This is a genomic window from Phytohabitans houttuyneae, from assembly GCF_011764425.1.
GTDB lineage: Bacteria > Actinomycetota > Actinomycetes > Mycobacteriales > Micromonosporaceae > Phytohabitans > Phytohabitans houttuyneae.
The window spans coordinates 675,544-690,474 of record NZ_BLPF01000004.1 but is presented as its reverse complement, the minus strand read 5'-3'; the positions used below and the strand labels follow the sequence as shown (position 1 = coordinate 690,474).

At 71.4% G+C, this 14,931-nt stretch carries 14 protein-coding genes; 5 read left to right on the top strand and 9 right to left on the bottom strand.

Features of this window, described 5'->3' with window-relative positions; translation table 11 throughout:
• Positions 1 to 172: 172 nt before the first annotated feature.
• Positions 173 to 988, bottom strand: coding sequence for a class I SAM-dependent methyltransferase (locus Phou_RS45790; protein WP_173070356.1), 816 nt, complete (start codon positions 986 to 988; stop codon positions 173 to 175).
• 165 nt (positions 989 to 1,153) lie between these two features.
• On the opposite strand from Phou_RS45790, the gene Phou_RS45785 reads away from it, so the two are divergent.
• A complete protein-coding gene (locus tag Phou_RS45785) occupies positions 1,154 to 2,125 on the top strand; it encodes a DegT/DnrJ/EryC1/StrS family aminotransferase (RefSeq protein WP_173070354.1) in 972 nt (323 codons plus the stop codon).
• Here the strand turns inward: Phou_RS45785 and Phou_RS45780 are convergent.
• The 8 genes from Phou_RS45780 to Phou_RS45745 all read right to left on the bottom strand — a co-directional run bounded on the left by Phou_RS45780 (position 2,048) and on the right by Phou_RS45745 (position 12,086).
• Complete coding sequence (locus tag Phou_RS45780) at positions 2,048 to 2,788, bottom strand: 4'-phosphopantetheinyl transferase family protein (protein WP_173070352.1); 741 nt, start codon at positions 2,786 to 2,788, stop codon at positions 2,048 to 2,050. The genes Phou_RS45785 and Phou_RS45780 overlap by 78 nt on opposite strands.
• Positions 2,778 to 3,635 carry a metallophosphoesterase family protein gene (locus tag Phou_RS45775; RefSeq protein WP_218579601.1) on the bottom strand — a complete coding sequence of 286 codons (858 nt, stop codon included), beginning with the start codon at positions 3,633 to 3,635 and terminating at the stop codon, positions 2,778 to 2,780. Before Phou_RS45775 ends, Phou_RS45780 begins: the two co-directional genes overlap by 11 nt.
• 110 nt (positions 3,636 to 3,745) lie before the next feature.
• Positions 3,746 to 6,538 (bottom strand): BREX system ATP-binding domain-containing protein, encoded by a 2,793-nt coding sequence (locus Phou_RS45770; RefSeq protein ID WP_173070350.1) that lies wholly within the window; start codon positions 6,536 to 6,538, stop codon positions 3,746 to 3,748.
• Positions 6,539 to 6,867: 329 nt separating this feature from the next.
• Positions 6,868 to 8,280 (bottom strand): acyl-CoA carboxylase subunit beta, encoded by a 1,413-nt coding sequence (locus Phou_RS45765; RefSeq protein WP_173070348.1) that lies wholly within the window; start codon positions 8,278 to 8,280, stop codon positions 6,868 to 6,870.
• Positions 8,281 to 8,297: 17 nt separating this feature from the next.
• Positions 8,298 to 9,062: a thioesterase II family protein gene (locus Phou_RS45760; RefSeq protein WP_173070346.1), complete on the bottom strand. Its 765-nt coding sequence runs from the start codon at positions 9,060 to 9,062 to the stop codon at positions 8,298 to 8,300.
• 139 nt (positions 9,063 to 9,201) lie between these two features.
• A complete protein-coding gene (locus tag Phou_RS45755) occupies positions 9,202 to 10,443 on the bottom strand; it encodes an NAD(P)/FAD-dependent oxidoreductase (RefSeq protein WP_173070344.1) in 1,242 nt (413 codons plus the stop codon).
• Between the two features lie 6 nt (positions 10,444 to 10,449).
• Positions 10,450 to 11,658, bottom strand: coding sequence for a deoxyguanosinetriphosphate triphosphohydrolase (locus Phou_RS45750; protein ID WP_173070343.1), 1,209 nt, complete (start codon positions 11,656 to 11,658; stop codon positions 10,450 to 10,452).
• Between the two features lie 74 nt (positions 11,659 to 11,732).
• The gene (locus tag Phou_RS45745) at positions 11,733 to 12,086 is read right to left on the bottom strand and encodes a VOC family protein (RefSeq protein ID WP_173070341.1); all 354 of its coding nucleotides are present in this window, start codon (positions 12,084 to 12,086) and stop codon (positions 11,733 to 11,735) included.
• Between the two features lie 330 nt (positions 12,087 to 12,416).
• Here Phou_RS45745 and Phou_RS45740 point away from each other — a divergent pair, with 330 nt between their 5' ends.
• Genes Phou_RS45740 through Phou_RS45725 form a run of 4 tightly spaced genes read left to right on the top strand, consistent with a single transcriptional unit; the run spans position 12,417 to position 14,907 of the window.
• Positions 12,417 to 12,872 (top strand): hypothetical protein, encoded by a 456-nt coding sequence (locus Phou_RS45740; RefSeq protein ID WP_218579600.1) that lies wholly within the window; start codon positions 12,417 to 12,419, stop codon positions 12,870 to 12,872.
• Between the two features lie 3 nt (positions 12,873 to 12,875).
• Entirely contained in the window at positions 12,876 to 13,982 is a 1,107-nt protein-coding gene (locus tag Phou_RS45735; protein WP_246274657.1) for a DUF4388 domain-containing protein, read from the top strand.
• Between the two features lie 36 nt (positions 13,983 to 14,018).
• Positions 14,019 to 14,492 (top strand): roadblock/LC7 domain-containing protein, encoded by a 474-nt coding sequence (locus Phou_RS45730; protein WP_173070340.1) that lies wholly within the window; start codon positions 14,019 to 14,021, stop codon positions 14,490 to 14,492.
• 43 nt (positions 14,493 to 14,535) lie between these two features.
• A complete protein-coding gene (locus tag Phou_RS45725) occupies positions 14,536 to 14,907 on the top strand; it encodes a hypothetical protein (RefSeq protein ID WP_173070338.1) in 372 nt (123 codons plus the stop codon).
• Positions 14,908 to 14,931 lie beyond the last annotated feature (24 nt).

The following is a 14,931-nucleotide window of genomic DNA, read 5'->3' as shown; positions in this document are numbered from 1 at the left end:
GTCCCGGAGTTTCTCTTCGTTGTCCATCTCACGTCAACCCATCTCGACGTGGCACACAGCATCTGCCTCCGGGACCGCCTCGGGAGCCCACCGGTCGCGGGCGCGGCGACGAGCTACGGCGAGTCTCACCGCCCACGGGCAGGGAGAATCCCTAGTCCTGGCGGGACTCGGGTCACTTGTAGGCGGTGACCGCCGCCATGGTGCTGGCCCACCAGTAGTTGCAGTCCGCCGGTGGCTGGAGACCGGTCACGAGCTCCACCTTGAACGAGCTGAAGTGGCGGAGCAGGATCCGCTGGTGCGAGCGGCTCAGCGAGTCGATCTCGTTCGTGTAGTACGAGAAGATGCCGCCGGGGCGCAGGTGGGCGGCGGCCGGCTCGACGAAATTGGCGGCGAGGAAGGGCGACTTCGGCCCGAGCGTCTCCACGAACTCCCGCTCGTTCGTCGGGTACGTGTCGTAGAGGATCGCGTCGAACTTGCCGAGCCTGCCGATGACGTCCTGCCAGCCGCCCAGCTCAAGCCGGATGTCGCGGTCCGGCCACTTGCCCCGCCAGGTCGCAAACCTTTTCGCCACCTCGTGGTTGATCTCGATGATCGTGTGCGACGCGACGCCCGCCTCCTGCACGTAGGTCGCCGAGATGCCCATGCCGAACCCGACCTCGAGCAGGTCGCCGCCGCCGGCCGTGGCGTTGTCGGCGAGCTTGCGCATGAGCGGGTGCTCCCAGTCCTGCATCACCTGCTGACCCTGGATGAGCAGCTGGCGGTTGTCGCTGTAGTCGGCCCCGCTCGCCTCCCATTCCTGCCGGATGAGTGGGCGTACCGAGCCGTCGACGAACTCCTGCTGAATGCTGTCCAGGTGCTCAAGGTCACTGGCGAATTCCCACACGGCGCGGGACAGGAGCAGGTTGCGCTGCCCCGTTCCTTTCGAGCGCAGGAAGTCGTCGCGCTTCATCGCCACCGTGATATCGAAGTCCTTAAACTTCCGCTGCATCGCCGGCTCTCCCAACGGCTCGACGCGACATGGGCTCGGGCGATGCTACGGCTGTGAATCTTGGGAAAATGCTCGTCCAACCCCTGCTTGGGGGTTGTCGCATGACATTGGTGACAATTAATCTGAAGGCCACGTCCATGGCTCGGCGAACCGTTCGGCGGCCGCATGCGCGCATTCGAGAGAGCCTTCGCGGATTATCACGACGTCCCCCACTGTGTCAGTGCCGGCAGCGGCACGGAAGCGATCCTGCTGGGCCTCCGCGCACTCGGAGTGAGGGCCGGCGACGAGGTGCTCACGGGCGCCACGACCACCGCTCAAGCGATCACCGCGATCGAGGCGATCGGCGCCGTACCGGTCATCGTCGACGTCCACCCCGGCGACTACCTCATGGCGGTCGAGCAGGTGGCGGGCGCCTTGACTCCGCGCACCAGGTGCCTGCTCGCCGTCCACGCGTACGGGCAGTGTGTGGACATGGCCGCCCTGCGCGACGTGGCCACCGCACACGGGCTCACGATCCTCGAAGACTGCGCACAGGCCTGGTCGGCCCGGCACCACGGCCGGCTCGCCGGGACGATGGGTGACGCGGCGGCGTTCTCCGTTTACCCGGGACGGCTGCTCGGAAGGTACGGCGACCGCGGAGCCGTGATCACCGCCAGCGACGAGGTCCGCGACCGCCTCGTCCGGCTCCGCTACCACGGCAACCGTGAGCGGTACCAGGCGATCCGCACGCCCGGGTACCAGCGCCTGCTGGACGAGGAGGAGGGCGCGGCGCTGCGGCGGCGCCTGTCCGGTGCCGGAAGCCTGCTGGCCGCGCGCCGGGCGGTCGCCGAGCGCTACGCGGAAGGACTCGCCGGAACCGACCTCGGGCTGCCCGCGACCGCGCCGGGCAACGAGCACACCTTCCACGTGTACGCGGTGCGCCACCCCCGGCGGGAGCGGCTGCTGAAGGCGCTCGAGGCGTTTCCGGTGTCGCGAGTGGACGTCTTCGGTGCCCGCGACCGCGACCTGCCGGTCACCGGCAAGCTCGCCGAGGAGCTCTTCGCCCTGCCGGTCTCGGCGTCACTCCCCGACGACGCGCAGGGCCGCCTGATCGCCGCCCTCCGCGACGCCATCGACAGCACCGCCGACGGCGCCTGACCCACCGGGCGCGGTGACCACAATGGACGCCAGCAGCAGGCCGCGCCGGCTCAGCCACCGGCCGGAGAATCCGGCAAGCGGGCCCTCCGGTGTCTGCGGGCCGGGCACGAGCAGCGTCGCCTCGAACGTGCCCCCGTCCGGGTCGATCACGATCCGCGCCTCGCTGAAGTCGAGCCACTTGACGGCGAGCGGAAACCACGCCTTGTAAACGGCTTCCTTGGCGCTGAAGAGCAGCCGGTCCCAGTGCACGCCGGGCGCCCGCGCGTCGAGGTCGCGGAGCATCGCCAGCTCCTCGGCGAGCGCGATCGCCTCCAGCACCCCATCCGGCAGCGGCGCGTCCGGCTCGGCGTCGACCCCGAGGGTGCGCACGTCGCTGGCGAGGGCGAGCGCGCAGCCCCGGTACCCCTCGCAGTGGGTCATCGTGCCGACGATGCCGGCCGGCCACTGCGGCGCGCCACGCTGGCCGGGCAGGATCGGCACCGGCTCGTAGCCCAGGCTCGCCAGTGCCTGCCGCGCGCACCCGCGCACGGTCGTAAACTCCCGGCGCCGCTTGTCGACCGCGCGCGCCACGATGGCCTCCTCCTCGGGAAACAGCGCGACCGCTGCCGTGTCGTCGTACGCCTCGACGGCGACGACGGACGCGGGGATGAGCTCAGCCAACACGGGCACCGTCCACAGTGGGCAGGATCTGGCGCGGGCCGCGCGGCGGTGTGTCGCGCACGCGCCACTCGCGCGGGTAGCCGAGCGAGACCTCCTCGAACCGGACGTCGTCGAACCAGTTGACCCGCGGGATGTGCAGGTGTCCATACACGACAGCGGCGGAGTTGAACCGCACGTGCCAGTCGGCGGTGTGCACGGTGCCGCACCACTGGGCGAACTCCGGGTGGTACAGGATGTCGGTCACCGCGCGCACGAGCGGAAAGTGGTTGACCAGCACCGTCGGCAGCTCGGGGCGCTCGCGCTCGGCCAGCCGGCGCAGCGTCAGCTCGAGCCGTGCCGCGCACCACGCGTCGCGCGTCGGGTAGGGGTCGGGGTGCAGCAGGAACTCGTCGGTGCACACCACGCCCGCCGCGTACGCGTTCGCAAGGGATGCCTCCTTGGTGGTGAACTGCGGCATCCGGAACGTGTAGTCGTACAACAGGAAGAGCGGCACCACCGTGACCGGGCCACCCTCGCCGTTCCAGATCGGGTAGGGGTCTTCCGGCGTCACCACACCGAGACGGCGGCACAGCTCGACGAGATGGCGGTAGCGTGCCTCGCCGCGCAGCTGGACGCTGTCCTCCTTGGGCGTCCACAGCTCGTGGTTGCCCGGCGCCCACACGACCTTGCTGAAGCGCCCGGCGAGCAGCCGCAGCGCCCACTCGACGTCTTCGACCATCTCGCCGACGTCACCGGCGACAAGCAGCCAGTCGTCGTTTGTCTCGGGACGGTATGCCTCCACGAGCTGGCGGTTTTCCGCATAAGCCACGTGCAGGTCGCTGATCGCCAGGAGCTTGGGCTGTACGGGCACCCGTCGATCGTAGCCGCGCCCCGCGCGCTCCCCGACCGGACAGCATCCGGTAGGGGTTCGTTACGGGTACCGCACGGCCGGGCCGGCCCGCATTATCGACGTGAGGCGCCTCAGGCGGTGTTGCGCAGCCCGGCCACCAGGCTGAACGGGAGGTCCGACCGGCGGTTGATGCGCAGCTTCCGGTACACCCTGGTCAGGTGTTGCTCGACGGTGCTGACCGTGATGAAGAGCTTGCGGGCGATCTGCTGGTTGGTGTGCCCCTGCGCCGCGAGAGCGGCGACCCGCCGCTCGGCGTCGCTCAGCTCCTCGATGACCGGATCCTGTGCCGGCTCCGCCTCCTCGTCGCCGGGCGCGGCCCGGGCCGAGACAAGATCCTCCAGCTCGTACCGCGTGGCGAGCTGCTGCGCGCGGCGGGTGGTGATGCGGGCCTTGGCGTACTCGCCGAGCGCCTGCTGTGCCTCACCCAGCTCCCCCAGCGCCTCGACCAGCTCAAGCTGGTCGCCGCCGGCCTGCAGCTCTTCGACGGCGTCGCGCAGCAGCACGGCGCGCTGCTTGAGCTCGGCGGTCGCGGCCAGCTCGCGCAGGGAGATGCCCTTGGTGCGCCGGTTGTACAGCCCGATCTTGGCAAGCTGCTCGGCGGCGAGGTGGCGGGCCGCGATGTCCAGGCCACGCCGCGCCTCCGCGAGGTCGGTGCGCCACGGCGCCAGGCCGGGCAGGTCGAGCTCCCACCGCACCATCAGCTCGCCACACGCCTCGAAGTCTTCGATCGCCGCCTTGTGGCTGCCGCGCGCCAGCTGGAAACGGCCACGGGCACGCAGGTAGTAGAGGCCGAAGGGGGTCTGAAACATCGCGTCCGGCACCGGCATCGCGAGCAGGCGCAACGCCTCGTCGAACTGGCCGCGGCGGGTGGCGGCCAGCAGCAGCACCGAGATCGGGCCGCCGATGAAGACGCCGAGCCCTTTGGGCCGGATGAGGGAGAGCGCGGCGTGGGCGTACCGCTCGGCCTCGGGCAGGTTGCCCTGACGGAGGCTGATCGTGGCCCGCAACGCGGACAGCAGCGCCCGCCAGGTGGGCACCCGCCGGTCTTCCGCCTCCTGCAGGAGCCCGTCGCACCAGTCGGCCGCCCAGTCCAGGCACTCGGCCAGCACCAACGTCTCCAGGCAGATGATGATCGACTCCCAGGTGTGGTCGTCGAGCCGGTACTGCTGGAGGATCGCCTGCGCGTCGGCCACCGCCTCCTCGGTCACGCCGCCGCGCTGCACCGCCTCGACGATGTTGGCGGTGCGGACCCGCAGCTTGCCGGTGACGCCGGTGAGCGTGGAGGCCCGCGGCAGCGCCTCCGTACCGGCGTCCTTGGCGGCGCCGGGGTAGAAGTAGCCGAAGCGGGCGCGCACGCACGAGACAGCCAGCGCGCTGTCCGGCCCCTCGGCGGCGGCCACGTCGGTGATCCGGTCGAGCAGGTCGGCCGCCTCGGCCGGCCGGCCAAACCACATCAGGTGCTTGACCAGCATCAACGCGAGGTCCGAGCGGAGCCGTCCGGCGTGGGCGACCGGCATGAGCTCGCGCGCGTACCGCTCGGCGGACATCGGGTCGAGCCGCCACTTGGCCCGCAGCAGCGCGGCGTGGATCGCGGCCCGCTCGCCGACGTCGACCCGGCTCCGCTCGGCCAGGCGCAGGCAGTCCAGCGCCATGCCGGTGTCGTCCTGCTCCATCGCCTGGTCGGCGGCCTCCCGCAGCACCGGCACCGACCAGGGCGCCTCGGTGCGCCGGGCGGCGAGCGCGTGCCTCGCCACGGTCACGGCGGCGGCGCCGTTGCGGTAAAGCACGTGCGCGACCCTGTCGTGCAGCTCAATGCGGTCGTGGGTGCTCATGGCGTCGAGCACGGCGGCCGCCGTGCGCGGGTGGCGAAACAGGCCGGCGTCGACGATGCCTGTCTCGGTCGCCGCCTCCAAGCCGCCGGCCGCCGACGGGCACGCGTCGCCGAGCAGCTCGCTGAGCAGCGCGGGCGACGCCGGCTCGCCGAGCACGGCGAGCGCCCGGACGACCGGCAGCATGGACTCGTCGCCGCGGTACAGGCAGGTCTGCACCGCCTGGGTGAACGCCTCGCCGGCCACGCCGACGGGACAGGGCGGTCCGTCCGGCGCGCCGGACACCGCCAGGTGATCCTCGACAAGGGCGTTGAGCAGCAACGGGCTCCCTCCGCTGAGCCTGTGCCAAAACTCGGGCTCCGCGTCGCCGAAGTCGATCCGGTCGGCGAGCAGCGAAGCCACACCCTCGGGCGAGAGCAGGTTGAGCCGCAACTGTCTACAGTTTGGCTGGCTGAGCAGCTCGGCGACGAGCCGTGGCCAGGGTGGTCGCATGCCGGCGGTGCCGGTCAGCACGATCAGGACCCGGGCGCTCTCGATCCTCCGGATCAGGTAGAGCAGGCACTGCATCGACTCGGCGTCGGCGAAGTGCGCGTCGTCGACACTGATCAGCAGCGGCGCCGGCTCGGCCAGCTCCAGCAGCGCGCCGCCCAGCCCGCGCCGCACCTGCACGTCGACCCGGTCGGCCGACTCGTCGTCACGGTCGCGCAGCATCGCGGTCAGGGCGGCGTCGTCGAGCAGGCGCACGACCTTGTCGGTCGTGTCGTCGGGAAGGCGGGCGCCGCCGAAGATCTGGCCCATGATGCCCATGGCGGCGCCGCGCTCGGTGCGGGACGCCTTCGCGCTGAGGTGCACGAAGCCCGCCTCGACGGCACGGCGGGCGAAGGCCCGCAGCAGCGCGGTCTTTCCGGAGCCGACCGGACCGCTGACCGTAACCACTGCGCCTTTTCCGCTTAAACATTCCGCCATCGACGAGGCCAGCTGTGCTGACTCTCTGTCGCGCTCTACCAGCAGCTCTCTATCTCGTCCGACAAGCATGAAACCCCCCATAAGCTTGTGCTCGGCAGAACCACCAAGGGGCGAATCAATCCGCAAGGTCGCTTACAGACACACGGCACACAAGGCACGTGCACGACCGGCCGCACGAGGAAAGCACATCCCGCGACGCTGCGGCATCAGCGTCCTCATGGCGTCGTGCGTGACAACCATTCACACATGAAACGCTATGGATTCAATCACAGCAAGGTTCGTTTGATCACGCGGAGGTAACGGGAAGCCGAACTGAGCAATTCTTGAGACTGCCCAAAGTGGACTAATGCGCTAAGTGCCCCGACCCGGTCCCGGGCGGGGCAGTCGTAGCGTACCGGTCAGAGCGGGATGTTGCCCCGCCGGCCACGGGACGCCGGCGCGTCGGCGAGCACCTGGGCGATGCGGCGGCGACTGTCGGCCGGAGAAACCACGCCGTCCACGACGCCAAGCGAAAGTGCCCTGGTCACGCCCCCGGACTCGCGCTCGACCTCGGCCACGAAGCCAGCCAGCAGCTCAGCGCGCTGCTCCTCGGGCGCCGCCGCGAGCCGCTTGCGGTAGAGCACGCCAGCGGCCGCCTCCGCCGCCATCACGGCGACCTCGGCCTGCGGCCAGGCGAAAACGGCGGTAGCCCCGAGTGAGCGGGAGTTCATCGCGATGTAGGCACCACCGTAGGACTTGCGGGTCACGAGCGTCACCCGCGGCACCACAGCCTCGGCAAACGCGTGCAGAAGCTTCGCACCGCGGCGGATGACGCCTTCCCACTCCTGGCGGGCGCCGGGCAGATAACCGGGCACGTCGACAATGACCACCATTGGAACTCCGAACGCATTACACATTCGCACAAAACGTGAAGCCTTTTCGGCACTCAACGAATCGAGACAACCGCCCTTGTGAAGTGGGTTGTTCGCGAGTACACCCACCGTCCGGCCGGCGAGACGGCCGAAACCCACCACCATGTTCGTGGCCCATTTCGGCTGAAGCTCGACGAAGCCCGGCTCGGCGTCGACGAGGCCGCGCACGAGCGGCCGCACGTCGTACGCCCGCCGGCTCTCCGCAGGCAGGAACGACCCGAGGTCGGCACCGCCGTCGGCCAGGGACATGTCCACCCGGCCCTGGCTGGCCAGCATGGCCGTGAGCCGCCGGGCCTGGGCGAACGCGTCCGCGTCGTCCTTGGCCGGCACGTGCACCACACCGGAGCTGCGGCTGTGCACCTTCAGCCCGCCGAGCGACTCCATGTCGATGCTCTCGCCGGTGACGCTGCGCACCACGTCCGGCCCGGTCACGAACATGCGGCCGGCCTCGGACATCACGACGATGTCGGTGAGCGCCGGGCCGTACGCCGCGGCGCCGGCGGCCGGGCCGAGCACGACGCTGATCTGCGGCACGAGGCCCGACGCGTGCGTCATCGCGGCGAACATCCGCCCCACGCCGTCCATCGACTCGACCCCGTCGGCGAGCTTGGCGCCACCGGAGTGCCAGATACCGATGACCGGGCACCGCTGGCGCACGGCGGCCTGGATCGTGTCGATGATGCGCTGCGCGCCGGTCGCGCCGAGCGCACCGCCCCGCTGCGTGGCGTCGGTGCAGTACGCGAGGACCGGGTTGCCGTCGACGAGGCCGCAGGCGGCGCGCACCTCGGCGCCGTCGTCAGGGCCGAACGGCTCCATCGATCCCGGATCCAGCAGCGCGAGCAGCCGGGCGCCGGGCGAGCGCGGGTCACTGTCGACAATGGGCTGTACGACCGCCGTCATGCCCGGGACGGTATCGATCAGACGGCGGCGACTCCTACCCCTAGCGCGCCCCTAATGCGCTCCAGCAGCGCGGCCGAGTGGTCGGTGAGGTAGAAGTGGCCACCGGGAAACACCTCGAACTCGAAGTCGCCGGTCGTGTGCTCGCCCCAGGCCCGCGCCTCGTCGACCGTCACCTTCGGATCGTCGGCGCCGACGAACGCGGTCACCGGGCAGGCGAGCGGCGGCCCGGGCTCGTACCGGTACGTCTCCGCGGCCCGGTAGTCGTTGCGGATCGCCGGCAGGATCATGCGGAGCATCTCCTCGTCGCCGAGGATGCTGCCCGCCGTGCCGGCGAGCTTGCGCATCTCGGCGATCAGGCCGTCGTCGTCTTCCTCGTGCACCCGCTCGTCCCGGAAGCGCGACGGCGCCCGCCGCCCGGAGACGAACAGGTGCGCCGGCTCGACGTCGCGCTCACGCCGCAGGATCCGGGCCACCTCGAACGCGAGGCTCGCCCCCATGCTGTGCCCGAACAGCGCGAACGGCTTGTCCAGCCACCCGGCCAGCTGGTCGGCGACGTGCCGGGACAGCGCCGGGATGTCCGCCACCATCGGCTCGTGCCGCCGGTCCTGCCGCCCGGGGTACTGCACGGCGAGCACGTCGACGTCCGGCGAGAGCGAGCGCGACACCGGGAAGTAGAAGGACGCCGAGCCGCCCGCGTGCGGCAGGCACACCAGCCGTACCGGGCTGCCCGGCGCCGGGTGGTACTGGCGGATCCACAAGCCCTCGTCGTTTGCGTCGCTCATGCGGTTCTCCCCTCGATTCGCGTCCCAGCTTCGAGGGGAGCTACGGGCGGCGCAAGGGGCACGGCGGCCGATAGGGGTCCGTTACGGGTACGTGCGGGCATCGGGCAGCCCATCCGCTGGTAGCCTCCCGGGACGGCGCTCAGCCGACCAGCGAGTCCAGCGGCACCGACGGGTCGGCCAGCCGGTCGAGGTCGACGGCCGTGCCGGCGTAACCGGCCCGCACCAGCGCCTGGATCTGGTCCTGGACGTCCCACACGTTGACGTTCATCCCGGCGAGGACGCGGCCGCCCTTGGTCCAGAAGACCACGAACTCCGGGGTCTTGCCGTCCACGATGGACGGGTCACCGCGGAAGACGACGCGGTCGTAGCCGCGCGGCGGCACCCAGCCGGCGTACTCCATACCCAGGTCGTACTGGTCGGTGAAGAAGTACGGGACCCGGTCGTACTCCACGGCCTGGCCGAGCATCGAGCGGGCCGCGGCCGGGCCGCCGTTGAGCGCGTTGGACCAGTGCTCGACGCGGATCCGGTCGCCGACCAGCGGGCTGTGGAAGCGGGCCACGTCGCCGCAGGCGAACACGTCCGGGTCGGCGGTGCGCAGCGACGCGTCGGTGACCACCCCGTCGTCGACGGTGAGGCCGGCGGTCTCGGCGAGCTCGGTGGCCGGGCGGATGCCGACACCGACGAGCACCAGGTCGGCCGCGACCTCGGTGTTGTCTTCGAGAACCACATTGGACACCCGGCCGCTGACCGCGCCGATCTCGCGCACGCCCGCCTCGAAGTGGAACCGCACGCCGTGCGCCTCGTGCAGGTCGCGGAAGATCGCGGCGACCTCGTGCCCCAGCACGTTGTGCAGCGGGAGCGGCGCCATCTCGATCACGTCGACGGTGCAGCCGTGCTCGCGGGCCGCCGCGGCGACCTCCAGGCCGATCCAGCCGGCGCCGATCACGACCACGTTGCCCCCGGCACGCAGGCCGTCGAGCAGCGCCTCGGCTTCGTCCATTGTGCGCAGATAGCGGATGCCGTGCGCGTCGGCGCCGGCCACGTCGAGCGTGCGCACGCGCGAGCCGGTGGCCAGCAGCAGCTTGTCGTAGCGCAGCTCGTCGACGCCGTCGAGGGTGACCGTGTGCGCGGCGACGTCGAGGTGCGTGGCGCGACGGCCGAGCAGCAGTTCGACGTCGTGCTCCGCATACCAACCCGCGTCGTGCACGAACGCCTTCTCCTCCGGCTCCTTGCCGGCCAGGAAGCCCTTGGAGAGCGGGGGCCGCTCGTACGGCCGGTGCGTCTCCTCGCCGACCAGCACGAGCCGGCCGGTGTAACCCTCCTCGCGCAGGGTCTGGGCGGCTTTCGCGCCGGACAGGGAGGCGCCGATTATCAAATACATGGGAGGTCAGTCTCCACTCAGTCGCTTGTGCCAGGCCACGGCCGCCGGATCGGTCAGGGAGGCCACTTGGTCGATGACCACTCTAAGCCGACCGGCGTCATCCGGTGCGACCTTCCACAGTGGTGCGAAGATCGAGTCAAGCCCGTCGGGCGCCCGCAAAGCGAGCACACGGACCAGATCGGTGAGGATCTCGCGCTGCTGCTGGTACCACTTCTCGGCACCGTCGCGGCGCATCACGTAGCGCAGGGCCATGCCCTTGAGCAGCGCGCACTGCGCCCGCACAAGCCGCGGGACGACAAGGTCGGCGGCGTACCGGCGGAGCGGTTGCGGCAGCTCGTACGCCGCTTTGGTGGCCTCGACCGCGGTGGCCACGAAACGGCCGATCTGCACGCTCGTCGCGCCCTTGAGCGCGGCCTGCGCGCGGTAGCTGCCGTCGTATCCGGCCAGCGGCGCGAGCGCGGGGTCGGCGAGCAGGCCGGTGAGCACCTCGGCCAGGTCACCGGGCGTCTCGGCGGAGTAGGCGGCCGCCACGTCGGCGCAGAGCGCGGCCCGCTCGTCGGGGTCGGCCACCAGCCGGCCGAACGGGATGTAGCCGCCGAACACGCCGTCCTCGACGTCGTGCACCGAATAGGCCACGTCGTCCGCCCAGTCCATGACCTGGGCCTCCAGGCATCGCGCCTCCCCCGCCACGCCCTCGCGGACCCAGGCGAAGATCTCCGCGTCGTCGGCGTACACACCGAACTTGCGCCGCCCGGGGCGGCGCGGCCAGGGATATTTGCAGGTCGCGTCGAGCGAGGCCCGGGTGAGATTGAGGCCGGCGCCGTCGATCTTGGCCTCCAGCCGCGTGAGTACCCGCAGCGTCTGCGCGTTGCCCTCGAACCCACCGCACTCCTGCGCGACCGCGTCGAGCGCCTCCTCGCCGTTGTGCCCGAAGGGCGGATGCCCCAGGTCGTGCGCGAGCCCGGCCACGTCGACCACGTCCGGGTCGCACCCCAGCCGGGCGCCCATCTCCCGGGCGATCTGCGCGACCTCGAGCGAATGGGTGAGCCGGGTGCGCAGGAAGTCGTCGGAGCCCGCGGTGTGCACCTGGGTCTTGGCGGCCAGCCGGCGGAACGCCGCCGAGTGGAGCACCCGCGCCCGGTCCCGCTCGAACGGGCTGCGCCCGTGCCCCGTGTCCTTGCGCGGCTCGGGCACGAACCGCTCGGCCTCGATCACGCCCTGACTCTATCGCCCTGCCGGGTGCCGGGAAGGCTGTCGAGCGCGAGCGGGACCCACCCCGCCGGGGCGCCTTATCCGCGCTGCTTGAGAACGCAGAACTCGTTGCCCTCGGGGTCGGCCAGCACCACCCAGCCGGCCTTGCCGCCCTGGCCCACGTCGACGTGCCGGGCACCCATGTTGACCAGGCGCTCGACCTCGGCCTCCTGGTCGGCGGGGCGGAGGTCGACGTGCAGGCGGTTTTTGCCGGCCTTGGCGTCCGGCACCGGCACGAAGATCAGGCCGGGCAGTTCGTCCGGCGCGCGGCGGATCTCCACCTCGTCGGGCCGCTCGTGAGTGATCTGGTAGCCGAGCGCCTCGGCCCACCAGCGCGCGAGGCGCGCCGGATCGAGCGCATCGACGACCAGGTTCTCCCAGCGGCTGCCCATAGATACGCCTCCCGATTTGTCCCCAGTTGTCGCCGACGACGCGTTATCGCCAGACGACATCAAAGTGACGACCACGTTACGCCCAGGATCATCATCGCGGGTGACGCCGGTACTTGTGACCCCGGGCGGGGCCGAGTGGCAACCACCGATCATCCGAGACTTGATGTCCGATCGCCGGCCGTATTCGGACAGCCGCACGCGGTAACGTGCTGGCGCGACAACGACCGGACCGGCGTGGCGGCTGCTGGTCGACATATAACTATGCCCGGAGCTCGACACCCACCAGGCCGGACTGGGTGGCGAGCGCTCCTCCGGGCCGAGGAGCATTGGGTGTCCGGCATTGACGACTGCCTCGCGCAGGCCATGGCGATACACGGTGCCATCGGCGCCAGCATCATCGACCACACCACCGGCTTCGCGGTCGGGGCGGTAGGGCGGGCCCCCACCGACGACGCCGACGCGACCTGGGCCGGCACCGCCGAGATCGTCAACGTGGCGGCCACCGGCGCGCCGTTCGCCTCGGCCCGACCGGGTGACCGCGTCGAAGACGTCATCATCACCACGCTCGACGGCTATCACCTGATCCAGCAGGTGCACACGGTGTTCGACAGCCGGCTGGTGCTCTACCTGTGGCTGGACCGCACGCAGGGCAACCTGGCGATGGCCCGCAGGCAGCTGCGGCTGCTCGCCGACGGCCTCGCCGGCGCCCCGGCCGACCCGCGTGCCGCCGTGATCCCGGCCGCGCGCGCCTCGGCGACCGCTCCGGTCCCCTCCGCAAGGCGGTAGGCGGTGAAGACCGCGCGCACGGGCAAGGCCGTGCCCCCTCGCCGCACCCTCACCCAGCTCGCCGCCGCCGGCGAGACCGGCGCGTTGCACGTCGAGGGCGAGCCCGGCGGCGTGCTGTACCTGAAGGACGGCTGGGTCAGCTATGTCGAGAGCCCGGGCTCGCCCGGCGTCGGCGAGCTGCTCACGACCTCGGGCCGCCTCCCCGCGGTCGTGTGGGAAGCGGCCGCCGCGAGCGGTGAGGACGTCGGTCCGCTGCTGGTCGCGCAGGGCCATCTCACCCAGGGCGAGCTGGAGCTCTGCACGCTCGGCGCGATCTACGACGCGGCCTTCTTCGTGCTGTCGCCGGCGCCGGCGCGGATCCGCTTCGAGGCCGGCGAGCGGCACTGGCTCGGACCCGTGTGCCAGGTCGACGCCGCGGTGCTCGCCCGCGAGCTGACCCGGCGCCGCAAGCTGCTTGACGACGCGCACCCGTCCTCCGATGTGGACACCGGGCGGCTGCGGGCGACCCCGCGCGCGCCGACGCCACGGCTTGTCGTCACGGCGCCGCAGTGGGAGCTGATCGTCCACTGCGACGGCCACCGGACCGCCAGCGACCTCGCTCGCCTGCTCGGGCGGGCCGGGTACACCACGCTGCTGGAGCTGCGCCGCCTCGTCGCCGCGGGCCTGGTCATCGCCACGCCGCCGGAGCAGCCCAAGCCCGACGAGGGCGGCGCCGGCCCGCCCGCGGAGGAGGAGCACTTAACCAGCGACGGCGCGCCGCACAGCGAAAAGGCCGTGGGCCGGGCGCCGGTGACGAAGGGCGACTCCGGGGGACCCGAGCCCTCCGCGAGCGAAGCGAGCGCCGCCAAGCCGGGTCCAGCGGCCAAGCCGGCCGCACGAGCGGCGCGAGACAAGGGCAACGGCGCGTCCGCCGCGCGGCGGACGAGCGGTTCCCGGCGAGCCGTCGCGGCCACACCGCCCACCGGCGGCCGCCCGGCACAGGCCGAAGCCCGGCTGCCCCGCCGGACACCCGGAGAGCAGATGTCCGGGCCGGACCCTCCACTCGCGCTCGGGGACGAGCCGGATGAGGCCCTGCTCTCCCGTATCAGGTCGGGCTTGCAAGCCCTGTGACGTGACAGAGAAACCACAACCGAAGGGGGATGATCCTTGGACGGGATCGCCGAGTTGCGGGCGCTGCGCCAGCGGCTGCCCGACATCGCCGGTGCGGTGCTCGCGAGCACCGACGGCATGCTCATCGCAAGCGACATGGGCACTGGAAAGGACGGCGCGCCCGGTGGCGTGGAGGCGGAGACCGTCGCCGCGCTGGCCGCGGCGAGCCTCGGGCTGGGACAGCGGTTCGCCGCCACCGTCCAGCAGGGTCACCTGCGCGAGACGGTGATACAGGCGGACGGAGGTTCCGTCGTCACGTACGCCGCGGGCCGCCGTGGCCTGCTGACCGTGCTCGCCTGCCCGCACGCCAACCTGGCCCGGCTGCACTACGAGGCCCGCCGGGTCGCGTCACGCCTCGGCGGCATCATCGACGCTCCGGCAGCGCCTCCGCCGCCGGTACCGGCGCAGGCCGCCGCATCCGAGCGGCCCCGCCTCGCCCGCCGCACACCCATGGCCACGATCACCCGATAGATACCGGCACCCAGACAATCCACACAGGACAGGAGTTCACCTCATGGCCGACATGGACGCGAGCCTGAAGGAAATCATGCAGATCGACGGCGCCGTCGGCGCCGCGGTGGCCGACTACACGAGCGGCATGGCCCTCGGCACGATCGGCGGCACCAAGGACCTCGACCTGGCCGTCGCGGCCGCCGGCAACACGGACGTGGTGCGGGCCAAGCTGCGCGCGATGGAGATGCTCAACATCAAGGAGACCATCGAAGATATTTTGATTACTTTGGACACTCAGTACCACATGATCCGGCCACTGAGCGGCCGCGCGGGCAAGGGCCTGTTCCTGTACGTCGCCCTGCTCAAGACCCGTGCCAACCTCGCCATGGCCCGTCACCAGCTGCGCCAGATCGAGGCGAGCCTCGACGTCTGAGCGGCCAGCCGTCCGCCGGCCGGG